Annotated in this window: 23 protein-coding genes; 8 read left to right on the plus strand and 15 right to left on the minus strand. The window is 65.1% G+C overall.

Features of this window, described 5'->3' with window-relative positions; all coding sequences use genetic code 11:
- Positions 1–157 precede the first annotated feature (157 nt).
- A complete protein-coding gene (locus NKJ78_RS22865) occupies positions 158–301 on the minus strand; it encodes a hypothetical protein (RefSeq protein ID WP_023756462.1) in 144 nt (47 codons plus the stop codon).
- A 375-nt stretch (positions 302–676) separates the two neighbouring features.
- On the opposite strand from NKJ78_RS22865, the gene NKJ78_RS22870 reads away from it, so the two are divergent.
- Positions 677–1,564: an AraC family transcriptional regulator gene (locus NKJ78_RS22870; RefSeq protein ID WP_352460762.1), complete on the plus strand. Its 888-nt coding sequence runs from the start codon at positions 677–679 to the stop codon at positions 1,562–1,564.
- A 321-nt stretch (positions 1,565–1,885) separates the two neighbouring features.
- Here NKJ78_RS22870 and NKJ78_RS22875 read toward each other — a convergent pair whose 3' ends face one another.
- Entirely contained in the window at positions 1,886–2,680 is a 795-nt protein-coding gene (locus tag NKJ78_RS22875) for a FadR/GntR family transcriptional regulator (RefSeq protein WP_352460744.1), read from the minus strand.
- 3 nt (positions 2,681–2,683) lie between these two features.
- Positions 2,684–4,126, minus strand: coding sequence for an FAD-binding oxidoreductase (locus NKJ78_RS22880; RefSeq protein ID WP_352460745.1), 1,443 nt, complete (start codon positions 4,124–4,126; stop codon positions 2,684–2,686).
- A 157-nt stretch (positions 4,127–4,283) separates the two neighbouring features.
- Between NKJ78_RS22880 and gloA the strand changes: the two genes are divergently transcribed.
- Positions 4,284–4,694, plus strand: coding sequence for a lactoylglutathione lyase (gene gloA / locus NKJ78_RS22885; protein WP_019856614.1), 411 nt, complete (start codon positions 4,284–4,286; stop codon positions 4,692–4,694).
- Positions 4,695–4,768: 74 nt separating this feature from the next.
- Here the strand turns inward: gloA and NKJ78_RS22890 are convergent, their stop codons facing one another.
- The 4 genes from NKJ78_RS22890 to NKJ78_RS22905 form a co-directional block, all read right to left on the minus strand.
- A complete protein-coding gene (locus NKJ78_RS22890; RefSeq protein WP_023700940.1) occupies positions 4,769–5,737 on the minus strand; it encodes an ABC transporter permease in 969 nt (322 codons plus the stop codon).
- Positions 5,738–5,741: 4 nt separating this feature from the next.
- On the minus strand, positions 5,742–7,244 hold the full coding sequence (locus NKJ78_RS22895; RefSeq protein ID WP_352460763.1) for a sugar ABC transporter ATP-binding protein: 1,503 nt from the start codon (positions 7,242–7,244) through the stop codon (positions 5,742–5,744).
- Between the two features lie 5 nt (positions 7,245–7,249).
- Positions 7,250–8,233, minus strand: a complete 984-nt coding sequence (locus tag NKJ78_RS22900; protein ID WP_352562643.1) for an ABC transporter permease — start codon at positions 8,231–8,233, stop codon at positions 7,250–7,252.
- 159 nt (positions 8,234–8,392) lie between these two features.
- A complete protein-coding gene (locus NKJ78_RS22905) occupies positions 8,393–9,463 on the minus strand; it encodes a sugar ABC transporter substrate-binding protein (RefSeq protein WP_352460747.1) in 1,071 nt (356 codons plus the stop codon).
- Positions 9,464–9,768: 305 nt separating this feature from the next.
- Here NKJ78_RS22905 and NKJ78_RS22910 point away from each other — a divergent pair, with 305 nt between their 5' ends.
- Positions 9,769–11,364, plus strand: a complete 1,596-nt coding sequence (locus NKJ78_RS22910; RefSeq protein WP_352460748.1) for a GMC family oxidoreductase — start codon at positions 9,769–9,771, stop codon at positions 11,362–11,364.
- A 771-nt stretch (positions 11,365–12,135) separates the two neighbouring features.
- On the plus strand, positions 12,136–13,161 hold the full coding sequence (gene rsgA / locus NKJ78_RS22915) for a ribosome small subunit-dependent GTPase A (protein WP_023683132.1): 1,026 nt from the start codon (positions 12,136–12,138) through the stop codon (positions 13,159–13,161).
- A gap of 60 nt (positions 13,162–13,221) precedes the next feature.
- On the opposite strand, the gene NKJ78_RS22920 is transcribed toward rsgA, so the two are convergent.
- The 7 genes from NKJ78_RS22920 to NKJ78_RS22950 are packed head-to-tail and all read right to left on the minus strand — an operon-like array spanning position 13,222 to position 19,537.
- Positions 13,222–14,013: a sugar isomerase domain-containing protein gene (locus NKJ78_RS22920; protein WP_352562644.1), complete on the minus strand. Its 792-nt coding sequence runs from the start codon at positions 14,011–14,013 to the stop codon at positions 13,222–13,224.
- A 37-nt stretch (positions 14,014–14,050) separates the two neighbouring features.
- Positions 14,051–14,821, minus strand: a complete 771-nt coding sequence (locus NKJ78_RS22925; RefSeq protein ID WP_023683130.1) for a GntR family transcriptional regulator — start codon at positions 14,819–14,821, stop codon at positions 14,051–14,053.
- Positions 14,818–15,693 carry an ROK family protein gene (locus tag NKJ78_RS22930; protein WP_352562645.1) on the minus strand — a complete coding sequence of 292 codons (876 nt, stop codon included), beginning with the start codon at positions 15,691–15,693 and terminating at the stop codon, positions 14,818–14,820. Before NKJ78_RS22930 ends, NKJ78_RS22925 begins: the two co-directional genes overlap by 4 nt.
- A complete protein-coding gene (locus tag NKJ78_RS22935) occupies positions 15,690–16,430 on the minus strand; it encodes a PIG-L deacetylase family protein (protein ID WP_352460751.1) in 741 nt (246 codons plus the stop codon). The genes NKJ78_RS22930 and NKJ78_RS22935 overlap by 4 nt, the downstream gene beginning before the upstream one ends.
- Positions 16,427–17,284, minus strand: coding sequence for a carbohydrate ABC transporter permease (locus NKJ78_RS22940; protein WP_352460752.1), 858 nt, complete (start codon positions 17,282–17,284; stop codon positions 16,427–16,429). Before NKJ78_RS22940 ends, NKJ78_RS22935 begins: the two co-directional genes overlap by 4 nt.
- Entirely contained in the window at positions 17,281–18,213 is a 933-nt protein-coding gene (locus NKJ78_RS22945; protein ID WP_027049764.1) for a carbohydrate ABC transporter permease, read from the minus strand. Before NKJ78_RS22945 ends, NKJ78_RS22940 begins: the two co-directional genes overlap by 4 nt.
- Before the next feature lie 49 nt (positions 18,214–18,262).
- Positions 18,263–19,537: an extracellular solute-binding protein gene (locus NKJ78_RS22950; protein ID WP_352460753.1), complete on the minus strand. Its 1,275-nt coding sequence runs from the start codon at positions 19,535–19,537 to the stop codon at positions 18,263–18,265.
- A gap of 317 nt (positions 19,538–19,854) precedes the next feature.
- Here NKJ78_RS22950 and NKJ78_RS22955 point away from each other — a divergent pair, with 317 nt between their 5' ends.
- From NKJ78_RS22955 to NKJ78_RS22965, 3 genes are read left to right on the plus strand one after another with little or no spacing between them, the layout of a single operon-like run.
- A complete protein-coding gene (locus tag NKJ78_RS22955; protein ID WP_352460754.1) occupies positions 19,855–21,147 on the plus strand; it encodes an ABC transporter substrate-binding protein in 1,293 nt (430 codons plus the stop codon).
- A complete protein-coding gene (locus NKJ78_RS22960; protein ID WP_023737576.1) occupies positions 21,147–22,037 on the plus strand; it encodes a carbohydrate ABC transporter permease in 891 nt (296 codons plus the stop codon). Before NKJ78_RS22955 ends, NKJ78_RS22960 begins: the two co-directional genes overlap by 1 nt.
- On the plus strand, positions 22,034–22,897 hold the full coding sequence (locus tag NKJ78_RS22965) for a carbohydrate ABC transporter permease (protein WP_023671061.1): 864 nt from the start codon (positions 22,034–22,036) through the stop codon (positions 22,895–22,897). Before NKJ78_RS22960 ends, NKJ78_RS22965 begins: the two co-directional genes overlap by 4 nt.
- A gap of 6 nt (positions 22,898–22,903) precedes the next feature.
- On the opposite strand, the gene NKJ78_RS22970 is transcribed toward NKJ78_RS22965, so the two are convergent.
- A complete protein-coding gene (locus tag NKJ78_RS22970) occupies positions 22,904–24,085 on the minus strand; it encodes a Gfo/Idh/MocA family protein (protein WP_352460755.1) in 1,182 nt (393 codons plus the stop codon).
- A 301-nt stretch (positions 24,086–24,386) separates the two neighbouring features.
- Between NKJ78_RS22970 and NKJ78_RS22975 the strand changes: the two genes are divergently transcribed.
- Positions 24,387–25,274, plus strand: a complete 888-nt coding sequence (locus NKJ78_RS22975) for a MurR/RpiR family transcriptional regulator (protein WP_023737574.1) — start codon at positions 24,387–24,389, stop codon at positions 25,272–25,274.

Below are 25,274 nucleotides of genomic sequence, written 5' to 3' on the forward strand. Positions count from 1 at the left end.
CGTTCCTAGCGTACCCGAGTGAGCACTACCGCGCGCTTCGTGAGGTCCACGAACCGCTGTTGAAGCGATTGTGACAAGAAGGCTGAGTTCATCCAATGGAACGGGACAGGATCGGTGCAACTGCGTGAGAAGCCGTCGAGCTAACAAGCGCGTTGCGCTAGCCCACAAACCACGTCAGCCCCAGAAGCAACATGCCGAACGCGACCACACAGTCGAGAATCCTCACCTGCCGAACACCAATTAGAGCCAGCCCGGTGCCAAGAAGCCCGCCGATCGTTCCCGTAAGTATCAACTGGGTCATGCTGCCTCCGACATTCGAACCGTAGCATAATGCCCGTAACATGCCCAGCGCAGCGCGGGAATCTCAGGTGTAGCTGCTACCTATTACCGAATTTTTTCCGGGCCGCGACCTCTGCGATAGCGATTCCTCGCCCTCATAATGGGGAGAGGTGGCTCGGCGAAACCGAGACGGAGAGGAGGCCAGCGCTGACATGTGCTATGGGCGCGATTGAGGGCGCGGGCCGAAACCGCTATCCCGAAACCTCCTTGCGGAGAAACCTTCCACAGTCATGAATTGCCCGCGCCCAGCACCGATCCATCCATGCCAAACCGCAAGATCGGTCGAGCGCGACATCTCCAAGAGCGCCTATCTGGTGTCGCCACGCAGGACGAGACGTTGATGACGGCACTTGAAAACTACCAAGCCCGGATGCAGCGGGTGCTGGATCACATAGACCAGCATCTGGACGACGATCTGGGCCTGGAATCCTTGAGCGGCGTCGCGGCGTTCTCGAAATACCATTTCCACCGGCAGTTTACGTCCACCTTCGGCTTGTCCGTGCATCGCTATGTCCAGCTCACCCGCCTGAAGCGCGCTTCCTACAGGCTTGCCGAGAGCGACGCCCAAAGCGTCACCGACATAGCGATGGATGCCGGCTACGACGCACCGGATGCCTTCGCCCGCGCCTTTCGGCAACGGTTCGGACAATCGCCTTCGTCGTTCCGGAAGTCTCCCGACTGGGGGGCGTGGCTCATGGCCTTCGGGCCGCTCGACAAAGCAAGGACCACGCTCATGCAGATAATCTTCGAACCCGACGACGTAATGATCCGCGAAGTGCCGCCGACGCCGGTGGCGATCATGGAGCATCGCGGCGACCGGGCGACGCTCCAGGACACCATCCAGCGCTTCATCGCCTGGCGCAAGGCGGCCGGCCTCTCGCCCGAGACAAGCCCGACCTTCAACATCTTCCGTTCCGAAAGGGAGCCGGCGAACCCGGCCGATTACAGCATGGACATCTGTGCCGGAACCGACCTGCCGGTAGAAGGCGGGCCGATCGAGGACGCACAGATGAAGGCCGGAATCATCCCCGGCGGACGCTGCGCGGTGCTGCGCTACCCCGGCAACACCAACAATCTCGAGCCGGCCGCGCTTTACCTCTATCAGGAGTGGCTTCCGGCCAGCGGCGAGGAAGCACGCGACTTTCCGATCTACTGCCAACGGCACTTTTCGTCGAACGGACAGGTGCGCGAAGTGGTGCTTGAGCTGTTTCTGCCGCTGAAATAGTGGGGGGGCCGGCGGCCTATCTCCGGCCCTGAGCTGGTTGAGCCGACGACCGTGTGAAATCTGATATGGCGCTCCCCCACTCCGTCTCGGCTTCGCCGAGCCACCTCTACCCCCACATTCGTGGGGGAGAGGAAACCCAAGCTTTTGAAGGGCTGCGATCTCGGAATTGGCATTTCCTCATCCCCCATGAAATGGGGGGTCCGAAGGACGGGCGAGACCCGTGGCTCGCCCCGGCAAGGTGGCTCGGCGAAGCCGAGACGGAGTGGGGGTCAGCGCTGCCATAGGCGATTGGCCCAGCGCGCGGATAAGGCAAGGCTATCCCTAAGCCTGCCCGCGCACAGCCTTCCGCAACCGCGAATGCCGCACCGGAGACGCTGCCTCGGGCCCCGGCGCTATCTCCGCAGCTTCCCCCTCATGCAACCCCACCCGCAGCGCCGCGCCCGCCAGATGGTCGCGCATCGCGGCTTGCGCCCCTTCGGCGTCGCCGGCACGGATCGCTCTCAGGATGCGCTCATGTTCGCCGAGCGTGATGCAGGCCATGTCGTCCGACTTTTGCTGGTTGCCGGCGGCGAGAATGCTTTCGCGCACCCGCTCGGACACGAAGACCAGGAATTGGCCCATGTAGGAATTGCGCGTCGCCTCGGCGACGGTGCGGTGGAATTCGAGGTCGCTGCGCAGCCAGGCGACGCTGCCATAGGGGGCGGCGCGCATGCCGGACAGCGCATCGCCCATGGCTTTGAGATCGGCGTCGCTGCGCCGTTTTGCGGCAAGGGCCGCTGCCTGCACTTCGAGGATGCCACGCAGTTCGAACAGATTGCGAAACGAGTCGGCGCGCTGCAGCGTCTCATGGTCGATGGTCAGCACCGTCGGGTTGTTGCTCTCGACCACGAAGGCGCCGCGCCCCTGCTGCGACCAGATTCGGCCTTCCGAGCGCAGCCGCGCTATCGCCTCGCGCACCACGTTGCGGCTGACCCCGAAAGTGGTTGCCAGCGCCGCCTCGGTCGGCAGCTGGTCACCCGGCTTCAGCCGGCCTTGCGCGATCTCGCGCGAGATGGAACTGGCCACCAGAGTGGAGAGGTGTGGGCCGCGATTGACCTTGTCGAGTTTCAGCGTCATCGCTCACCTATAGTCGACGGCGGGTGCGGACGCCAGAATGCGGCCGTTGCTGAGAATGTGGCGCGGGTCGAATGCGTCCTTGATGCCGGCGGCGAGGTCGAGCGTCACCGGATCGATGCGTTCGAGGAACGCCTTCTGCTTGACCCGGCCGATGCCGTGCTCGGCGCTGATAGAGCCGCCATAGCGATCGACGACGGTGAAGATCTCGGCTTCCGCCTGCTCGAACAGATGTTCCATCGCCTCGGTGCCCATGCCTTCCGGCGGCACGACGTTGAGGTGGATGTTGCCGTCGCCGACATGGCCGTAGGTGACGGCCAGCGCGTCGGGCCGGGCTTTCTCCAAGGCGGCCAGCGCATCGGTGACGAAATCGGCAAGCCTGGAGATCGGCACCGACACATCGGTGCGCAGGTAGCGCCCGCCCCTGCCCTGCCGCTCGACCATGATCTCGCGGTAGAGCCACAACCGCTCACCTTGAGCCCTGGTCGAAGCGATGACGCCGTCCTCGACGATGTCCTCGACGCTGCCGAGAAACCCCAGCAGCATATTGGAGAGGTCGATCAGCCCGCCCGACGACACCTCGATCAGCACATAGGCTGGGTACGGCTTGCCGACCGGTTCGGCAAAACCCTGGCCTTCGCGCATGGTGATCTCGATGCCGCCGCGCAGGATCAGTTCGAAGGCGGTGAGCAAATCGCTGCAATCGCGCCGCGCCCTTGCATAGAGTGCCATCGCGTCCTCGACGGAACGCAGGCCAACCAGCGCGGTTTCGATCTGCGTCGGCTTGGGGAATAGTTTCAGCGCCGCCGCGGTGACGATGCCTAGCGTGCCCTCCGAGCCGATGAAGATCTGCTTCAGATCATAGCCGCGGTTGTCCTTGCGCAGCACTTTCAGCCCGTTCCAGATGCGGCCGTCGGCCAGCACCACTTCGAGGCCAAGCACCAGGTCGCGCGTCATGCCGTAGCGCAGCACGTTGAAGCCGCCGGCATTGGTGGCGACATTGCCGCCGATGCGGCAGCTGCCCTGCGCGCCGAAAGTGATCGGCAGCAGGCAGTCGCTCGCTTCGGCGGCGCGCTTGGCGTCCTCGAGAATGCAGCCGGCCTCGACCACCATGGCGAAGTCGATCGGGCTGATCGAGCGAATCCTGTTCATGCGCTCCAGCGAGATGACGATCTCGCCGCCATCCGCCGCCACTGCGGCGCCGACGAGCCCGGTCAGGCCGCCTTGCGGCACGACCGGAATGCGCTCGGCATGGCAGAACCGCATCAGCGCCGACATTTCCTCCACCGAAGAGGGCCGCGCCACCGCCAGCGGCCGGCCGAAATGATCGCCCGACCAATCTCGGCTGTAGCGCGCCAGATCCACTTCCTCGGTCAGCAGCCCGCCATTCGGCAGCAAGCCGGCCAGGGCTGCGATCTGCGATGCGGAGGGTGGCGGCACGGCATTCATGGATTGGCTCTGGGCCCCTCGGCAAAACGGCTGGACAAATACCGGCGTTGTCGTGTTATCATACAACCCTGATTGAGAACATCAAGCGAGGCTTGCCGCCAACCGTGCGATGTGGATGATCAGACCCGCAAATCACAGAATTCGGAGGACTTCCCCAATGAGCGACGCCCCGGGATTTCGCTATATGCACACCATGATCAGGGTGCTCGACCTTGACAAGTCGATCGCCTTCTACACCGAGGTGCTCGGCATGACCCTGCTGCGCCGCGACGACTACCCCGGCGGCAAGTTCACCAACGCCTTTGTCGGCTATGGCCCCGAGGACAAGGAAGCCGTCGTCGAGCTGACGCTGAACTGGGGCCGCGAGGAACCCTACGAGATCGGCACCGGCTTCGGCCATCTGGCGCTCGGCGTCAACGACATCTACGCCGTCTGCGCCGAACTGGAAAAGCGCGGCGCCAAGATCCCGCGCAAGCCCGGCCCGATGCAGCACGGCACCACCCACATCGCTTTCGTCGAAGACCCCGACGGCTACAAGATCGAGCTGATCGGCCTCGACACGATGTAATCCGATCGGGCCGGACCGCATCGGCCGCGCGCCGATGCGGTCCCGTCCTGTCCGCGCTTGCCTGGGAGGCGGGATCACTTGATGACCGCGATCTTGCTGCGGTCGATGGTGATGGCGACGGCGGCAATAAGCACCGCGCCGAACACCATGTTTTCCAGGAAAATATTGACGCCGACGAAGGTCATGCCGATGCGCACGATCGAGATGATCAGCGCGCCGACCGCCGTGCGCGCAACGCCGCCGAGCCCGCCGGTGATCGCCGTGCCGCCGACGATTACGGCGGCGATGGCCGGCAGCAGCAGCTGGTTGGCCAGCACTGGCGAACCGCTCGACAGCCTGGCTGCCAGCACGACGCCGGCGATGGCCGCGAGCATACCCGACGCGGCAAAGGCGATGATCTTGGTGCGGTCGACATTGATGCCGGCCGCCCACGCCGCCGGTTCGCCGGCGCCGACCGCGATCGCTTGCCGGCCGAAGCGCGTGTAGCGCAGCGCCAGAAAGGCGGCGATGCCGATGACCGCCGAAATCAGCACCACCACGGGAATGCCGGCGACAGTGGCGTTGATCCAGGCGGTGTTTTCGCGACCAGCCTCCTCGATGGTGATGGCGCGGCCATTGGAGACCCAGAGCGCCAGGCCGGTGACCACGCCGCCGGTGGCGAGTGTCGCGACGAAGGACGGCACGCGCAGCTTGACGTGCACGACACCGCTCAACACGCCGAAGGCGAGCCCCGACAGGATCGCCACCGGAAAGGCGGCGAGGCCGAGCGACGGCAGCAATTGCGCCAGGATGACGCTGGCCAGCGATGCCACCGCCTGGATCGACAAATCGATGCCGCCGAGCAGAATGGCGAAGGTGACGCCGGTCGCCAGGATGAACAGCACGGCGGTGTTGGCAAACAAAAGCGCCACGGTTTCGCCGGTGAGGAAGCCGGGCGCGGCGATCTCGATGATCAGCAGCAGGCCGACCAGCAGGATCAGCGGAATGGCGCCTTGCGTCCACTTGCCCTCGAAAACCTGCCTGATGGAGAACGCCTCATTCATCGGTTCACACCATTGCCCTGAGAAGATCGACCTGGTTCGGCTTGTTGCCCGGACTGGCATCGAAGCGCGCGGTGATTGCACCGTCGCGCATCACCAGCACCTGGTGCGACAGACCGATCGTTTCCTCCAGCGTGTCGGAAATCAAAAGGATCGCCACGCCTTGCGCCGAGAGATCGCGCACCAATTCGTAGACCTCCTCCTTGGCGCCGACATCGAGGCCGCGTGTGGGATGGTCGAGCACCAGGATGCGCGAGCCCGCCGTCATCCAGCGCGCCAGCACCACCTTCTGCTGGTTGCCGCCGCTGAGCTTGCGGCAGGCGGCATCGGGACCGGGCGCCTTGATGCGCAGCCGCTTGATCCAGTCGGCGGCAAGCCGGCGCTCCTTGCCATAGTCGATGGCGCCATGGCGCATGACGCTGGAGAGATCGGCCAGCGAAATGTTCTCCGCGATCGACAGGAACATCACCAGCCCTTCGAGCCGGCGCTCGCGCGGGACATAGCCGATGCCCTTGCGCACAGCCGGCTCCGGCGAGGAGAAGCGCACGGCATCGCCGGCGATTTTCATCTTGCCGGCATCATGCTGGACGAAGCCGCCAACGGTGCGCGTCACCTCCTCGCGGCCGGAGCCGACGACGCCGGCAATGCCGACGATCTCGCCCGCCCGGATCGAGAGATCGACGCCGTGATAGTAACCGTTGGCGCCAAGGCCCTTGGCCTCGACCATCACTGTATCGCGCGGCGCGAGCTGGCGGGCCTCGCGGTAATATTCGGCCTGCAGGCCGCGCCCGACCATGATCTCGTGCAGCTCCGGCGCGGTGACTTCAGCTGCGCGGTGCTCGGCGACGACCGCGCCGTCCTTCATCGTGTAGACACGGTCGGAGATGTTGAGCACCTCGTCGAGGCGGTGCGAGACGAACACAAAACTGGCGCGGGATTTAAGCGAGCGCACCCGCGCGAACAGCACCTCGATATCAGCGGCGTTGAGCACCGAGGTCGGCTCGTCGAGCAGGATGAGCAACTGCCGCTCGACCACTTCCTCCAAGGTCAGCGCCTTGGCGAGCTCGACCATCTGGCGTGCGGCGAAGGTGAGTTCGGAGGTGCGCGCGGTGACGTCGATGTCGATGCCGATCTTGGCCAGTTGCCGCCGCGCCGCCGCGTTCATGGCGCGCCAATTGACGAGGCCGAAGCGGGTGAAGCGGTCCTCCTCGCCGAGATAGATGTTTTCGGCAACCGTCAGGTTCAGCACCAGCGACTGCTCCTGGAACACCATGCCGATGCCATGCCTGGCCGCATCACGGGCGTTGCGCATGCGCAGCTGTTCGCCATCCAGCGTGAGCGAGCCGCCATCCGGGCGGTAGCCGCCGGCCAGCACCCGCATCAGCGTCGACTTGCCGGCGCCGTTCTCGCCGATCAGCCCGACAACTTCATTGGGCCGCACTTCGATGGAGACGTCGCGCAGCGCCTGGACGCCGGGGAAATTCTTGATGATGTTGGACGCCTGCAGCATGGCGTTCACTTGACGATTTTCAGGCGGACACGGTCGAGCGACAGCGCCACCGCGGCGATGATCATCAGACCCTGCACCGTCTGCTGGATGTAGGGCGAGATGCCGAGCAGGATCATGCCATTGGCAAGCACGGTGACGATCAGCACACCGATCAGCGTGTTGACGACGCCGCCCTCGCCGCCGGTCAAAGCGGTGCCGCCGACGACCACTGCGGTGACCGCTGCAAACAGCCTGCCGTCGCCGATGACGGCGTGCGACTGGCCGAGCTGTGCCGCGGCCAGCACGCCGGCAATGCCGAAGAAGAACCCTGCCAGCGCAAAAGCGGCGATGCGCACGCGCACGACATTGACGCCGGAGAGCTTGGCGACATCCTCATCGCCGCCGATCGCCAATATGTGGCGGCCGAGCTTGGTGTGATACTGGATGACAGTGGCGAGCAGGAAGGCGCCGAACGCGACCCAGACCGCCACCGGCAGGCCGAGGAAACGGTGCAAGGCCAGGTCGCGGATCGAGGCGTCGTTCAGCTTGATGGCCGTGCCGCCCAGCATATAGACCGACAGGCCGAGGCCGATGAACCACATGCCGAGCGTGCCCATGAAGGACGGGATGCGCAGCATGGTCTGGACGAGACCGCTGACGAAGCCCATGGCGGTGCCGGCGGCGATGGCAGCGAGCACCGCCCACCAGCCATAGTCGTTGCCGTTGCCGTCATTGGCGGCGAGCAGCACAAGCACCATTGCCGCCACCGAAAGCGTGCCTTCGACTGCGAGGTCGATGCTGCCCATCAGGATGATGAAGGTCAGCCCCATCGCCAGCGTCAGCGGCACGGCGGCGGAATTCGCAAGCCGCACCAGATTGCGCAGCTCGATGAAATTGGGATTGGCAATGGCGATGAGTACGCAGAGTACAATCAGCACCGCCAGCGGCGCCAGGCTGCGCCAGCGCCTGCCGCCCAGGAATGTCGCGATGCGGCCGGGGAACGGTGTCATGGGCGTCGTCCGCTCGATGTCCGAAACGGACTTCAGGGGTTCTGTATGGATTGTCAAGAAACCGCTTCCCGTCTGCTGGTGACAGCCGTCGCGACAAGGGGATCGCGACGGCTGCGGGAGGAAGCGGGCCGCCAGGGAGTTGCAGCCCACTCCGATGGATCAGGTGCGGATTGCTCCGGTGACCCGGCCCCACAGATCGTTCCAGTCGATCTCGGGCTTCGCATCGACATTGGTCTTGTAATATTCCTCGACATTGTCGTGCGAGATCAGCACCGCCTTGCCGTAGAACTCGCGGTGCTCCGGGGGCTCCTTGGTCGGGTCGAACTTGCCGATCTTGGCGTTGTAGCCGATGGCTAGACCCATGCCGCCCTGCCAGAACGGATCCGAAGTGACCGTGCAGGCGAACTCGCCGGTGCGCACCGCATCGACCGCCGTCTTGATGCCGTCGACGCCGACGATCGGCACATTGCCGGCGAGATTTTCGGCACGCAGCGCTTCCAGTGCGCCGGAGCCCATATCGTCATTGGCCGCCCAGATGCCCTTGATGTCGTCGCCGAAGCGGGTGAGCAGATTGCCCATCAGGTCGAAGGCTTCGGTCGACTTCCAGTTGGCGACCTGAAAGTCGAGCAGCTTGATGCCTGGGTTGGCGGCAAGGGCTGCGTCGAGGCCCTTCTTGCGCTCGATCGCCGCCGTGGTCGAGATCAGGCCGCCGAGCGCTACGATGCCGCCCTTGCCGCCAATGGTCTTGAACAGGATCTCGGCGATGGTCTTGCCGCTGTCGATGCCGTCGAACTCGATATGCGAGACATAGTTCGGGTTGAAATCCTTCGGGTGCAGATCCCCAGGCTTGTTCCACTGCGTCACCACATAGGCGCCGGCCTTGGCGCAGGCCTCGACGATCGGGCGCGCATCGGGCGTGTCGTTGGGATCGGAATTCAGCACCATATTGCCGCCGGTCTTGGCCAGCATCGCCTTGATGTCGGCAATGCCCTTCTCGCTGTTGCCTTCCGAAACCAGCGTGACGTGTTCCAGCCCGGCCCATTTGGCATACGCTTCGGCGCCGGTCTTCCACACCGCGTGATAGGGGTTGGACAGCGAGCGGATCGACGTCACCAGTGTCGGCTTGTCTTGCGCGCGCAACACGCTCGGCATGGCGAGTGCCGCCACGCCGGCGGTGGCGCCCATCATCAGCGTGCGCCGGTTGACCGCAAAATTCTTCGTGTCGTTCATACCTCGAAACCTCCCGATTGAATTCTGTTCCGCCCGGCATCTTGCGCGTGGAGCGCGGCCGGGACCTCCTGGTGAGGATCGTCAAGCTCCTCCACTTGTACGACAACCCTTCAACACGATAACCATACCCTTTCTCTTGACGCGGCACAAGCGACTTGAGATCGTCGCGCGCAAGAGGAAGGGGCGGTGATTTTCATCGCCCGCCGGAGCATGATCCCTGGAAGTGGGAACCGGTTTTCTCGGACAAATCGGGAAACCGTTTTGTCCGGAGATCATGCTCCAACAAAGAGAACCCGGGAGTGGAAATGACGGATTACATCATTGTCGGCGGCGGTTCGGCTGGCTGCATTCTGGCCGCCCGGCTGAGCGAGGACCCGGACGTGTCCGTCGTGCTGCTCGAGGCCGGTCCGCCCGACACCGACCGCTACATCCATTTGCCGGTCGGCTTCTTCAAGATGACGTCGGGGCCTCTGATCTGGGGCTATGACACCGCGCCCGGCAAGGAGATCGACGGCCGCACCATGGTCTATCCGCAGGCGCGTGTGCTCGGCGGCGGCTCCTCGATCAACGCCCAGGTGTTCACCCGTGGTTGCCCGCAGGACTACGATGGCTGGGCGACCGACGATGGCTGTGCCGGCTGGAGCTATGCCGACGTGCTGCCCTACTTCGTCCGCTCCGAGGGCAACGACACTTTTGCCGATGCGCAGCACGGCACTGACGGCCCGCTCGGCGTCTCCAGCGGCGCGCCGCATCCGCTGACCCGCATCTTCGTCAAGGCGGCGCAGCAGGCGGGCCTTCCTTTCCGCGCCGACTTCAACGCCGGTGAGCAGGCGGGCGCCGGCTTCTACCAGACGACGACGCGTCGGGGGAAACGCTCGAGCACGGCGGTCGCCTATCTAAAGCCGGCGCTCGGCCGCAAGAATCTGACGCTACGCACCGACGCCTCCGTCAGCCGCATCGTGGTCGAGAACGGCCGTGCCATTGGCGTGGAGATCATCGCCAATGGCCGCACCGAACTGCTCCGCGCCGAGCGCGAAGTCATCGTCACCGCCGGCGCCATCGGCTCGCCGAAATTGCTGATGCTGTCCGGCATCGGCCCGGCCGCGCATCTCGGCCAGCACGGCATCAAGGTGATCCACGATTCCAAAAACGTCGGCCAGAATTTGCACGATCACATGGACGTCGACGTCGTCGCCGAACTCAACGGCCCGCATGGCATCGACCGTTACAAGAAGAAGCGCTGGCAGGCGGTTGCCGGTCTCGAATATGCGCTGTTCGGCAAAGGACCGGTGGCCTCCAACATCGTCGAGGCCGGCGGCTTCTGGTGGGGCGACCGCGCGGAGAAGACGCCGGACATCCAGTTCCATTTCCTGCCCGGCGCCGGCGTTGAGGAAGGCATCGGCTCGGTTCCCGGCGGCAATGGCTGCACGCTGAACTCCTACCATGTGCGCCCGCGTTCGCGCGGCAGCGTCACGCTCGAGTCCGCGGACCTGCGCGATGCGCCCATCATCGACCCCAACCCGTTCGCCGACCGCTATGATCTCGAACGCGCCATCGACGGCATCGAGATCAGCCGCGAAATCCTGTCGCAGCCAGCCTTCGCCAGATACATCAGCCGCGAGCATCTGCCCGGCAAGGCGATGCAGGGGCGCTCAGCACTCGAAGCCTTCGCCCGAGAACATGGCCGCAGCGCCTATCACCCAGTCGGCACCTGCCGGATGGGCGGCGATGCCGGCAGCGTCGTCGATCCCGAGTTGCGCGTGCGCGGTCTGCAAGGCCTGCGTGTCTGCGACAGCTCGGTCATGCCAAGCATCGTGTCGTCCAACACCAACGCGGCCGTGGTCATGATTGCGGAGAAGGCTGCGGATCTGATTGCGGGGCGAACGGTGCCGGTGGCGTAAGCAGGACAAACGCATGTGGTGGCGCCACGCGATTGCCCTGCCTTGAGCACCTGTCGCTGAGCGCATAGCACTCGAACCGCACTAAAAACGACAGCCTCCCGCAGCGCCTTCAACCGACGCTTGCGCAACCCACCAACCGACCGGAAACCCCCGGTTGCGGGCTCGTTGCCGACGCCTGCGCGGGGATGTGAAAGCGCTTTTGCGCCAGTTCCGCGATCACACCATATGAACCGATCCAAGCTCTGCTAGCTTGTGGGCGTGGGACTTGTCCCGCTTTGGCCGGTGCTTCAGGCAACCCCATCCCAACCCCCCGCCCCCTGCGGTACCGGCCATCCCCCTCCCCCTTTTGGCAGGCTTCTCGACCTGCCATCCTCAGCCGTCCCTGCCAACTTCGAGGTCGACGACGAGGCCTGATGCGTGGCATGCAAATCAAGACCATCGGCAGCTTATCGAGGGATTTCACATCGGCTGTCTGGACGACGTCCTGGAGAGCGACAGATCGGGGTCGAGCCGCCTCAGCTCCCGGTTAATGGCCGCCAGGCGCTCCGGTTCGCCTTCCGTGTTGCAGACATTGAGAGTAACGACGCGTAAGCGCATCAGCGAACCACCGCCGCGATGCGTTCCAACGTGGTGCGCGAAACGGCTCGGCCATCGGCGCGGTTCGGCTTGCCAAATGCCGCCATGCCGCCCATACACGGCTTGAACAACCGCCCCGAGGGTCCGCGCCCATTTTGCCAAAGGATACTCTCCGATGTCTGTGACGCCGTCCCCCTGGTCAAAGCCGTGACGGCCTCCCTCGCAAGCCTGGGCTGGACGGATTTCTTCGGCGACCAGCTTGAAGCCGATGAGGCAGACCTCGTGCCGACGCGCATCGCCTCGGTGCACCGCGACCGCCTGGCCGGCCTGTCCCGGGCAGGGCCAGTGGATCTGACGCTGCCGGCCAATGCCAACACCGGCGACTACGCCGTCGGCGACTGGGTGCTGGTCGAGCAGCATACACATCTGCTGCTCCGCCGGCTGACCCGCAAGACGGTGCTGGAGCGCCGTACCCAGGGCGGCAGGATCCCGCAGCTGGCCGCGGCCAATGTCGACACGCTGTTCATCGTGACGTCCTGCAATGCCGATTTCAACATCGCCCGGCTCGAGCGCTATCTGGCGCTGGCCAACGAGGCCGGAACGACGCCGGTGATCCTGCTGACCAAGGCCGACACCGCTGACGATGCCGAGAGATACCAAAGCCAGGCTGCCGCCCTTCAGCGTGGTTTGCCCGTAGTGACGCTGAACCCGCGCGTCGCCGATGCCGCAGCGGCGCTTGCTCCCTGGTGTGGCGCAGGGCAGACGGTGGCGCTGGTCGGCTCCTCCGGCGTCGGCAAATCGACGCTGGTCAACACGCTGGCCGGAGCGGCGCAGCAATCGCCGCAACAGACTGCGGGCATTCGCGAACACGATGCCAAGGGTCGCCACACCACCACGGCGCGGTCGCTGCACCCCATCGCCGGTGGCGGCTGGGTAATCGACACGCCGGGCATGCGCACGCTGCATGTCAGCGACGTCGCATCCGGCATCGACACGCTGTTTGCCGAAATCACCGAGCTCGCACCGCTGTGCAAGTTCCGCGACTGCACCCATGTCCACGAACCGGGCTGCGCGGTGCAGGCTGCGTTGAAGGCGGGTACGCTCGACCCCGAGCGCCTTGCCCGCTGGCGCAAGCTGTCGGAGGAAAACCAGGGCAACACGCCGGTTCAGAGCGGGCCGCGCGGCAACAAATCGCCTGCCGGGCGCCCGAAGCGGCGTTGAGAGGATAGGAATTGCGGAACGAGACGTCGGAGGCCCGGCATGTGCCGGGCCTCCCTTTTTTCACTCTCCGCGCATCGTTGCCTGGAAGGTCGGCAGGTGCTTCTTCTGCGCCTCCAGCATACGCTCGCGGTAGACGCCATAGATGACGTCGGTGTCGTGCAACGTCACGCCGGCAATGGTCGGCGAGGCGAAGACCGGCAGTTCGATGCCGCGCTTGGCGAGCTGCTCGGCCGTGCGCGCGATCAGCTCATGCGCCAGGATCATGGCAAGCACCGTCGATGAGGCCGACACCGGCCGGCTCCAGCCCTCGACCGGCACGATGGCGTCCTCGATCGGCGAACAGGTGTCGATGACGAGGTCGGCGGCATCCGCCAGCCGCTTGCCGGAGGAGTGCGTCGCTGGCTTGTCCAGATTGTTCTTGCTGGTGACAGCGACGACGAAGATGCCGCGCTTCCTGGCGTAGAGCGCGGTGTCGATGCCCGACGAGTTGCGGCCGCTATGGCCGAAGATGATGATCGAGTCGCCCTTGTTGAGCGGCTGGTGGTCGAGGAATTTTTCGGCGTATCTTTCCGTACGCTCCAGCCACAAAAGCTCGCGCACGCCGCCGGCGCCGAGCACATTGTGCCACATCACGCGCGGGTCGGTCAGGGGGTTGAAGCCGACATAGCTGCCATAGCGCGGAAACACTTCCTGCACCGGCAGCACCGAATGGCCGGAGCCATAGAGATGCACCAGCCCGCCTCCCTCGAGCGAGTCGGCAAAGCGGCTGGCGGCCTGGCCAAAGGCCTCTTCATTGGCTTTCGCAGCCTGGTCGATGAGGGCGGCGAGACGGTGGATGTAGAGATCGGACACGTGGGTACTCCTGTTTGCTGTGTCGGTCTGGAATGGATCAGCTTCTCGGGTTCAGCGGCACGCGTCCGGCGCGCAGCGTCGAGCGGATTTCGTAGCGGTCGCCGCGCATGATCGAGACGGTGAATTCGAACGGGCCGCGCTCGTCGGTGGTGATGCGTTCGACGACGAAGGCCGGGCTGCCGACAGCGAGGTCGAGCAGTTCGGCGTCCGCCGCGCCGACCGCGCCGACCCGGTAGTTCTCCCGCGCGGCCACCGGCACGATGCCGTAATGGCGCTCCAGCGCCTCGTAGAGCGAGCCCTGCAGCAGGCCGGCATCGAGGAAGCCCGGCACGCGCACGGCCGACAGCTGCGCCGTCTGGATGCCGATCGGCTCGTTGTTGCCGAGCCGCAGCCTGCGGATGCGCACCACCGGATCGCCCTCTTCGATCTCCAGCGCGCCGGCAGCCGCCGCGTTGGCGGTGGTCAGGCTGCAGTCGAGCAGACGCGAGCCCGCGACCACGCCCATATTGCCCATCTCCTGGGTGAAGCTGGTCAGTTCGCGCGTGCCGGCGACCAGCGTGGTCGAGCGCACGAACGTGCCGCGGCCATGTTCGCGCCTGAGCAGTCCTGCCTCCTCGAGATTGCGCAAGGCGTGGCGCAGCGTGATACGGCTGACGCCGAACAGGGCGCACAGCCTGTCCTCCGCCGGGATCTGGTCGCCCGTTGCCCATTCGCCGCTCTTGACGATGGCGCGGATCGCCTCTTCGACCTGATACCAGAGCGGCTCCGGCCGTCTGCGGTCCGGCTGCTGAAAGCTTGCTTCGCTCATCGCACCTGCCTCCACCCTTGCCCAACGGCGCCGGCCAGCGCCGCGCCGACCAGGCCGGCGCGGGGACCAAATTTTCCGGGCTTGACGTCGATGCCGCGCAGATGCGGCGGCAGTTGGCGTCGCAGCGCTGCAAGCAGCGGCGGCCGGATCACATCCAGCGCCTCCGCCAAACCACCCGAAATCAGAACCGCTTGCGGATCGAGCAGCGCGACAGCGCCTGCAAGCGCGGTGCCGAGCTGTCGCGCCGGCAGTTCAAGCAAGGTGAGTGCGGCCAGTTCGCCGGCCTGGGCAGCGGCGATCAGCTGGCGGCCGTCGGCAAGGCCGATCTGTCCGGCAAGGGCATCAAGCGCCCGGCCCGACGCGACGCGCTCCAGCCAGCCGCTGCGCTCCTCGCCATGATCTTTGACGTCGGCGCAGGCCCAGCCGAACGAGCAGGCGCCGCCATGCGCGCCGGCAACGATGCGGCCATTGGCCAGCACCGCCGAACCGATGCCGGTGCCGATGGCGAGCAGGATCGCATCCGACATGTTTTTCGCACTGCCTTCGACAGCCTCCGCCAGCAGCGCAATCTGCGCGTCATTGCCGAGCGCTACGCGCAGTTTGGGAAACAGCGGCTGGATATCGACGCCGTCGAGGAACGGCAAGTTGGGGATCCAGCGGCAGACCGAGCCCTCGACCAGTCCCGGCACCGCGATGCCAAGCGCTTCGGCCGACCCGGCCTCGGCGCACAGCGCGTCGATGCGCGCAATGAAGGCATCAAGGGTTGCCGGCGCCGGCTCGCTGCCCAGCGCCTCCAACGCACCGACATCGCCCGTAGACACGGCAGCGCGCAGATTGGTGCCGCCGAGGTCGATGGCGAGTACCCGCCTCATCGACCGGACCCTTTGCCGAAGGGGAGCGAGAACAGGCCGCTGCCGGCATTCCACGAATGCGACGCCGCCGCGAAGGCCTGCGCATGGCGCGTGCCGCGCAGGCAGCCGCGCAGCCGGTAGAGCGAACTGTAATAGTCGACATAGGGGAAGCTGCTCAGGCCGCGCGCCAGCTCATACTCCATGACCGCGTCGCGCCAGGCCTCGAACCCGTCGCTGACATCGACGAGATGCTCGGGCCGGAAGCCGTCATCGTCCTCCCAGTTCTCGCCGAACAGCAGCTGTTGCGGCGTGTGCGCCGGATGGTCGCTGGCAACGGTCGGCAGTCCGGCGAAGAAGATACCGGTCTTCGTCAAATGCGCGGCGGCGCGATGGTCCTTGTGCCAGCTGCCGTGCCAATGGGTGATGACGATCTCGGGTTTCAGCTCGCGAATAATGTCGCCCACTTCGAGCGCCGTCTGATCGTCTGTGGGCAGGAAGCCGTCGCGCAGGCCAAAGCTACGCATGGCGACGCCGAGCCGCTCCGCCGCGCTGCCCGCTTCCTCTTCCTTCTGCACGCAATAATGCGCGGGAACCAGGTACGGATGGCCCTGCTCACCCATGGTCAGATGCAGGAAGGTCACCGTGGCGCCGCGCTTGACGGCAGCGGCCGCCAGCGGCCCGGCCATCACCTCGGCATCGAAGGCGTGCGCGCCGACCACCAGGATCGATTTCGCCGCATAAATCCTGTCTTCGATCATTTCATGCCCCCTCCGGTACCGACGCCTTCGCGAATCTGGCGCGCCAGCAGACAATACATGATCAGGATGGGCGCCATGGATATCGCCAGCGAGGCGAACACCAGACCCCAGTCGGTGCGGAACTGGCCGACGAAGACGCTGATCGCCAGCGGCACCGTCTTGTAGCGGTCGTCGAAGATGAAGATCAGCGGGAAGAAGAAATCGTTCCACACCGCGATCGCGGTGAAGATTGCCACGATCGACACCGCCGGCTTGACCATCGGCAGGATGATCTGGAACAGGATGCGGACCTCGCCGGCGCCGTCCATGCGCGCCGCCTCGTCCAACTCGGAGGGCAAGACGCGCATGAAATTGGCGAAGATGAAGACGGCGAAGGGAATGCGGATCGCCGAATAGACCAGGATCAGCCCGGTCAGCGAATCCAGCAGGCCGAGATTGCGCATCAGCGTGAACAGTTCGACCGAGGCCAACCGGATGGGCAGCATGATGCCGGACAGGAACAGGCCGAGCATGATGGCATTCCAGCCAAGCTTGTAGCGGCTGAGCGGATAGGCGGCCATCGCCGAGACGACGATGGTGAGGATGACGGCGCCGCCCGTGACGATCAGGCTGTTGATGAAATTCTGGCCGAGATCGGCGCGCGTCCAGGCGTTGATGAAATTGTCGAAGGCAAAGCTTTGCGGCAGGCCGAGCCTGTTGTCGTAGATCTCGGCCGTGGTCTTGAAACAGGAGACGACAAGGATGTAGAGCGGCAACAGCACGGCCGCCGTCCAAACGACCAGCACCGTCCAGCCGGGCAGCCGCGCCAGCTGCCGAGAGATGGCCGGTCTTTGCGAAATCGCCAGCGCGCTCATAGCTGCACCGTGCGGCGGTCGAAGAAGCGCAGCATCATGAGCGTGCCGATGCTGAGGATCAAGAACAGCACGGTGCCGAGCGCCAAAGCCAGACCGATATCGGTGATGCCGACAGCACCTTCCGCGCCGAAGGCCAGCCGGTAGAAGTACGTCACCAGCGTGTCGGTCGAATAGCTCGGATTGCCCTGCACGCCCTGCATGACATAGACGATGTCGAACTGGTTGAAGGTGTTGATGAACGACAGCGTCGTCAGCGTGCCCAGCGCCGGCATCAGCAGCGGCAGCGCGATCGAGAACAGCATGCGCGCATTGCCGGCGCCGTCAAGTTTTGCCGCCTCGAAAATCTGGCCGGAAATCTGCCGCAGACCTGCCGTGTAGATCAGCACCGGCAGGCCCATCCAGTTCCAGGCATCGACGGCGATCAGCATGGCGAGCGCGGTGTGGCTGTTGCCGAGCACGGTCAGGCTGCCCTGGTGCAGGCCGAGCCCGTTCAGCGCCCATTCGACGACGCCGCCCGGTGCCAAAAGCAACCGCCACAGCGCGCCGACGATGACCGGGCTCAGCACCGCCGGAAAGAAGAACACCGACTGGAAGAACGCAGCACCCCTGTCGCGCAGGAACAGCAGCCAGGCGAACAAAAGCCCGATTCCGTTCTGGAACAGCATGATGCCGAAGAACCAGGCGGTGTTGTGCCACAGCGCGCCGTAGAGCCGCGCGCCGCTGGGGAAAACGAACAGCCTTGAGAAATTCGACAGGCCGGCGAACTCGACCATGCGCAGCCCCTTCCAGACGAAGAAGCTGCCCCAGAGCGACATCCCCAGGGGATAGAGGACGAACAGCGCATAGACCGCCAGCGCCGGCAGGGTGAACAGCACGGCCATGCGCTGCTGCGTGCGGCGAAGGCTGCTGGTGCGGCGAAGGGTGCTCATGCGCTTTTCTGGTCCGTGAGAGGCGCGGCCGCTTTGCGACCGGCCGCGCCTACTGCTTCGGCTTGAACCAGGTGGCGACTGCGGCCTGCATGTCGGCCGCCAGCTTCTCCGGCGCGATGTTGCCTTCGACCATGTCGATGATCTCCGACTGCAGCACCGAAGACGCCGTCGGCGACTGCCAGCGGAAGCCGACCAGCGTCAGATAGGGCGTCGAATTCTTCGCCATCTCCATCATCGAGGCCAGCACTGGATCCTTCACCGTCACATCCGTGCGGGCCGGCGGCCAGCCGAGCTCGTCGGCGAACATCTGCGCGAACTCTGCCGAAGCCATGAAGCCCAGCACCTTGGTCGCGGCTTCCTTGTTCTGGCTCTCGGAGACCAGGCCATAGGAGCCGTCGGAAAAGGCCGAGGTGTAGAGTTTTGCCCCGGCATCGTCGGCGGGGAACGGGAAGATCGAGAATTTCAGCTTCGGGTTCTGCGCCTTGAAGCTGCCGTTCTCGAACGAACCGCCGAGGAACATCGCCGCCTTGCCGCCGATGAACTGCTGCGTGGCGGTGGTGTAGTCGATGCCGGCGAAGCCGTCGGGGAAATACGGCTTCAGCTCGGCGAAGCGCTTCAGCGCCGCCACATAGCGCGGATCCTGGAAGGTCGCCTTGCCGCTCATCATCTCGTCGTAGAAATCAGGACCATAGATGGTCGGGCCGACCGCGCCGACGGCGATCTCCAGCTCCCAGGCCGAGCCGTTGGCGCCACCGGTGGCGATCGGCGTGATGCCGGCCGCCTTCAGCTTCTCGCAGACAGCGGTGAAATCCTTGTAGGTCTTGGGGATCTCGATGCCCTGGGCGGTGAAAATATCCTGGTTGTAGAAGACGCCCATCATCGGCACCGAGTAGGGCACGCCATAGAGCTTGCCGTCGCTGCGGCCGCGCGCGCCGCCAAGCGCCGCGTCCTCCATGTTCTTCAGCTCCGGCACGCTGTCGTCCAGCGCGTCGAGATAGCCGGCCTCGACGAAGGGCTGCAATTCGCCATAGGCCTTGAGCTGCGCGATGTCGGGCCCGCGCCCGCCGCGCAGCGCCGTGCTCAGCCGGTTCTGGTAGTCGGCATCCGGCGTGAACTGAATGGCGACCTTGATGCCGGGATTCTTCGCCTCGAAGGCATCGAAGATGCGGCGCATCGCCGCCTCGTCCTCGGTGCGCCAGCTCCACAGCGTCACCGTGCTGTCGGCGGCTCGCGCCGGCAATGAGGCAAAGACGCCGGCGCAGGCGGCGGCAAGGCCGCCGATCAGCCTAAGCGCTGCGCGCCGGTGAAGTGAAAGCATGCTCATTGCCAGTCTCCCATTGTTCTCTGTGCTTGGCGTCCCGCGGCGTTCCCGTGCCGTGAGAAGCCATTGGTTCGGCAAAAGTCATTATAACGACATAGCGGTATTCGCAAGAGGTCTGCTGCGCCTCAGGAATGGCGGCGTTTGGCCCCCTCGCGACATTGCAGTACCCGCAACTGTTTGTTACATAACGACAAATACCCACATTCCAGCGCCGCAAAGAAATCTGTGACCGTACCATGTGAGACTTTTTCGCCAGCAAGCCCTTGCGTCGCCGCGCTGACTTGTCATAACCTCATGCGAACCACTAGGGAGGATGAGGAATGTCGTTTGCCTGGACGTCGAAACTGGCACTGGCCGCAGGCCTCGCCATCCTGCCCGCCACGGCCTGGGCGCAGTCGGTCAACATCTCCTATCTCACCCACTGGTCGCCGGAGACGGTCGCGCTGCTGGAAGCGGCGGCTAAGGATTATGCCAAGACCAATCCGGATGTCAGCGTCACCGTGCGCGCCGTCCCCTTCGGCGACCTCCTGACCACGCTGCGCTCGCAAGGCGGCGGCGCGGACGGTCCGACGATCGGCGGCATTTACGATCTCTGGTTGCCGGAACTGGCGCGCGACAAGCTGGTCGCGCCCGCTCCCGATGCGGTGGCCAGCGAGGTCAAGGCCGCCTGGCCGGCGGGCGTCACCAGCGCCGCCTCGGTCGGCGGCACGCTCTACGGCATCCCCAACGAAATCGACGTCTATGCGCTGAACTATAACAAGGCGCTGTTCAAGCAGGCCGGCATCGCGGCGCCACCCAAGACCTGGGACGAGTTCAAGGACGCGGCGAAAAAGCTGACCAACAAGGATGCGGGACAGCAAGGCTTCGGCATGATCAATTCATGGGCCGCCGGTGTCGTCCACCCCTTCGCCTCGCTGCTGGTCTCCAATGGCGGCGACCTGGTCAAGGACGGCAAGCCGGTGCTCGACAGCCCGCAGGCCGCCGAGACATTCCAGCTCTATGAAGACCTGATCAAGTCGGGCGCCAGCGTGCCGGCGATGGCGACAGCCGACGCCAACACCACCGGCCCCTTCCTCGACAATTTCGTCTCCGGCAAGACCGGCATGATCATCATGGCCAATTGGTGGGAGAGCGCGCTGAAGGCCGGCATGGGCGACAAGTTCGCCGACATTGCAACGGCGCCGATTCCCGTCGGCCCGAGCGGCGACAAGCCGCATTCGATCTCCTACTCCTGGATGACCGTGGTCAACGCCAATGCAGGTACCGCCGAGCAGAAGGCGGCGTGGGACTTCCTCGCCTGGCTGAACAATCCAAAGTCCGGCAAGAACGGCGCTTCCGCGATGTCGGATATCCTCATGTCGATGGGCATCCTGCCCTCACGCCTCTCTGACATCGAGGCGCACAAGGACAAGCTCGGCTCGGAATTCCTCTCCGGCTATGTCAGCGTGCTCACCGACGCCAAGCCGTTCCCGGTGGTGCCGGGCGGCCAGGAATTCTCGGAATCGCTGCAGCAGACGCTCGAGGCGTTGCAGTATGGCCAGGTCTCGGCCAAGGATGCGCAGGCGACGGCGCAGGCCGACGCCATTTCGATCCTGGAGCGCGCCGCCAAATAATGATTCAGAGGTACCGTGCCTCGGCGGGCATCATGCTGGCGCCCGCCGTGACGCTGATCGGCATCTTCGTCCTGTTGCCGATGCTGCTCACCGTCTGGCTGTCGTTCCAGGACTGGTCGACGCAGACACCGTTTTCCAGCGCCGGCTTCGTCGGCGTCGACAATTTCCGCGAGATTTTTGGGGTCTCCTCCGTCGGCCGCGATTTCAAGGCCGCACTCGTCAACACAGCCGTCTACACCGCGCTCTCCGTCGTCCTCATCCTGCCTCTGTCGGTGGCCTTCGGCCTGATGGTTTACCAGCGCGACGTCGCCGGCGGCACGGCACTGCGCACGGTGCTGTTTGCCACCTACATGGTGCCGATGATCGCTGTCGCGCTGGTGTGGTCGAAACTCTATTCGCCGAGCGAAGGCCCTCTCAACCAGATGCTCGGCCTTATCGGCATCGGCCCGCAGCCTTTCCTGTCGTCGCCGCGCTCGGCGCTGATCTCGATCGTCTTCCTCAATGTCTGGCAGCAGGTCGGCTATTTCACCGTGCTGGCGATCGCCGGACTGACGCAAATCCCCGGCAGCCTGTATGAAGCAGCAAAGCTCGACGGCGCCAACCGTTTCGAGCAGTTCCGCTTCATCACGCTGCCGCTGATGCGGCGCACGCTGTTGTTCAGCGCCGTCATCGCCATCATTAACGCCGTGCAGGTGTTCGAGCCGGTTGCCCTGATCACGCAGGGCGGGCCGGTCGGCTCGACCAATGTGCTGACCTACCACATCCGCCGCGTCGGCATCGAGCGTGCGCAGGGTGGACTGGGTTCGGCCATGGCGGTGATGCTGATGCTTTCGCTGATTGTCGTCGTCTGCGCGCTGTTTGCCTTCGCCAACCGGAAGAACGACGAATGAGCGCGGGATCGTCGAGCCGGCTGTCGCGCCGGCGCCCGTCCGGCCGCAAGGCGCTGCTGGCGACGCTGATGCTGCTGGTCGCCGTCGCCTCGGCCTTCCCGCTGGTCTGGATGGCGCTGTCGAGCCTCAAGACGCCGGCCGAGAGCATGCAGGTGCCGCCGGTGTGGATCCCCCTTACGCCGAGCCTCGACGCCTATGAGAAGGTGTCGGGCGTGATCAATGTCGGCCGCTCGATGTGGAATTCTCTGGTCATCGCCTCGATCACCACCGCCGGCATCCTGCTGACCAGCATGATGGCCGGCTACGCCTTCGCCAAATACCACTTCCCCGGGAAGTCGCTGCTGTTTTCTCTGCTGATCGCCACCATGTTCCTGCCGCCGATCGTGACGTTGATCCCGCTCTATCGCCTGGTCGGCTCGATCGGCCTCAACGCCAGCCTCGCCGGCATCATCGTGCCCAATCTCGCCAATGCTTTCGGCATCTTCCTGATGCGCCAGTTCATCTCCGGCGTGCCCGACGAGCTCATCGACGCCGCGCGCATGGACGGCGCCTCGGAGTTCTTGATCCTCTACAAGATCGTCGCGCCGAGCGTCGCCCCCGCAATCGCGGCTCTGGCCCTCTTCGCCTTCGTCTATCACTGGAACAGCTATCTGTGGCCGCTGACCGTGCTGCAGGGCAATGCCGACGCCTATCCGATCGTCATCAGCCTGAGCCGGTTGCTGAGCTACAACAGGGGCGCGGTCAACACCGGCCTGGTGATGGCCGGCGCCACGCTGGCCGTGCTGCCGCCGCTCATCCTGTTCGTCTTCCTGCAGCGCTTCTTCGTCGATTCCATCGTCGGCTCGGCGATCAAGGGATAGCTCGCCTCACCCGAACCGTGCCGCCGTCCAAGCCCCACCCGCAGCATTCGACTCCACCGCCGCCACAAACTTCACCCCGCGCGCGCCATCGACGACATCGGGCACCTGTGCCGCGCGCGCCGGATCAACCGACCCGCCCGAACGGTGCGCGCGAATGATGTCGGCGGCGTCGCGGTAGAAATTGGCGAAGGCCTCGATATATCCCTCCGGATGCGCCGCCGGCATGCGCGACACGCGCTGGCTCTCAGTGGTCGAGCCATGGCCGCCGCGCACCAGCGTGCGGGTCTCCTCGCCGTAGATGGAGAAGCGCAGTTCTTCCGGCCGGCCGCCCGACCATTCGAGCCCGGCTTTGTCGCCATAGATGCGCACCGAGAGATCATTGTAGTGGCCGGGCGAGGTCTGGCTGGCGAGGATCGTGCCGCGCGCCCCGCCCGTCCAGTGCACCAGCACATGCGCATTGTCGTCGAGCCGGCGTCTGGGGACGGCGGTGAACAGATCGGCCGACACCGCCTCGGCCTCACAGCCGGAGATATAGCTTGCCAGGTTGAAGGCATGCACGCCGATATCGGCCAGCACCGCCGACTGCCCGGCGCGCGCCGGATCGGTGCGCCACTCCGCCTGCTTCTGGCCCTCGGCGTCGATCGGCTTGGTCAGCCAGTCCTGGATGTAGGCGCCATGCACGGACACGATGCGGCCAAGCGCGCCCGCCGCCACCATCTCGCGCGCCTGGCGGACCATGGCGTAGCCGGTGTTGTTGAGCGTGACGACGAAGCGTCGCTTTTTCTCCCGCGCCAGCGCCACCAATGCTTCTGCGTCGGCCAGCGTCGTCGACAGCGGCTTGTCGCAGATCACGTCGATGCCGGCCTCGAGAAAGGCCGTGGCGATCGGCGCGTGCAGATGGTTGGGCGTGACGATGACCACCGCCTCGATGCCGTCCGGCCGCGCCGCTTCGGCTCGTGCCATGGCGCGATAATCGGCATAGCTGCGCTCGGGCGCGATGCCGATCACGGCGGCCGATGCGGCGGCGTTTTCCGGGTCCGACGACAGCGCGCCGGCGACCAGCACGATCTGGTCGTCGAGGCGCATGGCGAGCCGATGCACCGCGCCGATGAAAGCGTTGCGGCCGCCGCCGACCATGCCGACCCGCAGCCGCTTGCCCGCCGATCCGTCCGATGTTGCGTAGACCATGTTTCCTCCTGGGAAGACAGTTTTGCCGTCGTCGAGTTCTGTCCCGCCCCCCTCTGTCCTACCGGACATCTCCCCCACGAGGGGGGAGATCAGGCACCACAGCGGCCTTCGCCAATCTCAGACGTCGCAAGAGGGCGCCGAAGGCGAAACTGCCAATCTCCCCACCCGTGGGGGAGATGTCCGGCAGGACAGAGGGGGGCGCCGTAGAGCGCTGCTTTTGACCGCTCGCATCAGTCACACTTTCGAACATGATTTCCAATTTTCATATTGTAAAACGATCGTATCGCGCTAGCCTGAAATCATGAGTGGGGCAAGCAAGGCATCCGGACGGTCCAGCACCGACGAGGCGGCGACGCGCAAGCGCGGGCGCTCGCTGGCCGCGCTTGGCTACATCCAGCCGCAGACCTATGAGGAGCTGCGCGCGGTGCTGTCGTCGGGCACGGTGCATTTCCCCAAGCGGCTGCGCCAGGTGGCAATCTTCCTGTGGCAGCATCCGAGCGACGTCGCGCTCGGCACCATCGCGCAGGTTGCGGCACAGGCCGGCGTGCAGCCCTCGACGCTGGTGCGCTTTGCCCAGATCTTCGGCTATTCCGGCTTTTCCGATTTCCAGGGCCTGTTCAAGGAGCACATCAAGGGCTCATGGCCGGAAGGGCGCGGCGAACCGCGCACCGAGACCGAGCCAAATCTGCATTTCCTGCACGGCATGGTCGGCGCATCGCAGGCCTCGCTGGGGCGCATCGAGGCCGGCTTCGACGTCGAGAGTTTCGACAAGATGGTGGCGCTGCTGGCGGCGGCCGAGCTGATCTATGTCATCGGCTCCAAGCGCGCCTTTCCCGTCACCGCCTATCTCTCGCTGACGCTCTCGCAGCAAGGCGTGCGCAACGTGCTGGTCGACAATGTCGGGTCCTCCGCACTCGACCAGATCGGCTGCATCGGCGGCCGGGATGCCGTGCTCGCTGTCTCCTTCAGCCCCTACAATTCGATCACGCCCGATCTCGTCGCGGTGGCGCATGAGCGCAAGGCGCGCATCGTCACCGTCACCGACAGCACCTTCAGCCCGCTGATCCCGCTCTCGGACAGCTGGCTGGAAGTGGTGGAATCCGACTTTGCCGGCTTCCGCTCACTGGCGGCCTCGCTCGCCGTTGGGATGGCGCTGGTCCATGGCGTGGCGGCGCGGCGCGGCGAATGA

It is taken from the genome of Mesorhizobium sp. M0037, assembly GCF_040323635.1.
In the GTDB taxonomy this organism is placed as follows: domain Bacteria; phylum Pseudomonadota; class Alphaproteobacteria; order Rhizobiales; family Rhizobiaceae; genus Mesorhizobium.

Coding starts and splice junctions, on each gene's coding strand:
- NKJ78_RS22865 (WP_023756462.1), bottom strand. CDS start 301: ATGACCCAGTTGATACTTACGGGAACGATCGGCGGGCTTCTTGGCACC.
- NKJ78_RS22875 (WP_352460744.1), bottom strand. CDS start 2,680: ATGACGCTGAAACTCGACAAGGTCAATCGCGGCCCACACCTCTCCACT.
- NKJ78_RS22880 (WP_352460745.1), bottom strand. CDS start 4,126: ATGAATGCCGTGCCGCCACCCTCCGCATCGCAGATCGCAGCCCTGGCC.
- gloA (WP_019856614.1), top strand. CDS start 4,284: ATGAGCGACGCCCCGGGATTTCGCTATATGCACACCATGATCAGGGTG.
- NKJ78_RS22890 (WP_023700940.1), bottom strand. CDS start 5,737: ATGAATGAGGCGTTCTCCATCAGGCAGGTTTTCGAGGGCAAGTGGACG.
- NKJ78_RS22895 (WP_352460763.1), bottom strand. CDS start 7,244: ATGCTGCAGGCGTCCAACATCATCAAGAATTTCCCCGGCGTCCAGGCG.
- NKJ78_RS22900 (WP_352562643.1), bottom strand. CDS start 8,233: ATGACACCGTTCCCCGGCCGCATCGCGACATTCCTGGGCGGCAGGCGC.
- NKJ78_RS22905 (WP_352460747.1), bottom strand. CDS start 9,463: ATGAACGACACGAAGAATTTTGCGGTCAACCGGCGCACGCTGATGATG.
- NKJ78_RS22910 (WP_352460748.1), top strand. CDS start 9,769: ATGACGGATTACATCATTGTCGGCGGCGGTTCGGCTGGCTGCATTCTG.
- NKJ78_RS22925 (WP_023683130.1), bottom strand. CDS start 14,821: ATGAGCGAAGCAAGCTTTCAGCAGCCGGACCGCAGACGGCCGGAGCCG.
- NKJ78_RS22930 (WP_352562645.1), bottom strand. CDS start 15,693: ATGAGGCGGGTACTCGCCATCGACCTCGGCGGCACCAATCTGCGCGCT.
- NKJ78_RS22935 (WP_352460751.1), bottom strand. CDS start 16,430: ATGATCGAAGACAGGATTTATGCGGCGAAATCGATCCTGGTGGTCGGC.
- NKJ78_RS22940 (WP_352460752.1), bottom strand. CDS start 17,284: ATGAGCGCGCTGGCGATTTCGCAAAGACCGGCCATCTCTCGGCAGCTG.
- NKJ78_RS22945 (WP_027049764.1), bottom strand. CDS start 18,213: ATGAGCACCCTTCGCCGCACCAGCAGCCTTCGCCGCACGCAGCAGCGC.
- NKJ78_RS22950 (WP_352460753.1), bottom strand. CDS start 19,537: ATGAGCATGCTTTCACTTCACCGGCGCGCAGCGCTTAGGCTGATCGGC.
- NKJ78_RS22955 (WP_352460754.1), top strand. CDS start 19,855: ATGTCGTTTGCCTGGACGTCGAAACTGGCACTGGCCGCAGGCCTCGCC.
- NKJ78_RS22960 (WP_023737576.1), top strand. CDS start 21,147: ATGATTCAGAGGTACCGTGCCTCGGCGGGCATCATGCTGGCGCCCGCC.
- NKJ78_RS22965 (WP_023671061.1), top strand. CDS start 22,034: ATGAGCGCGGGATCGTCGAGCCGGCTGTCGCGCCGGCGCCCGTCCGGC.
- NKJ78_RS22970 (WP_352460755.1), bottom strand. CDS start 24,085: ATGGTCTACGCAACATCGGACGGATCGGCGGGCAAGCGGCTGCGGGTC.
- NKJ78_RS22975 (WP_023737574.1), top strand. CDS start 24,387: ATGAGTGGGGCAAGCAAGGCATCCGGACGGTCCAGCACCGACGAGGCG.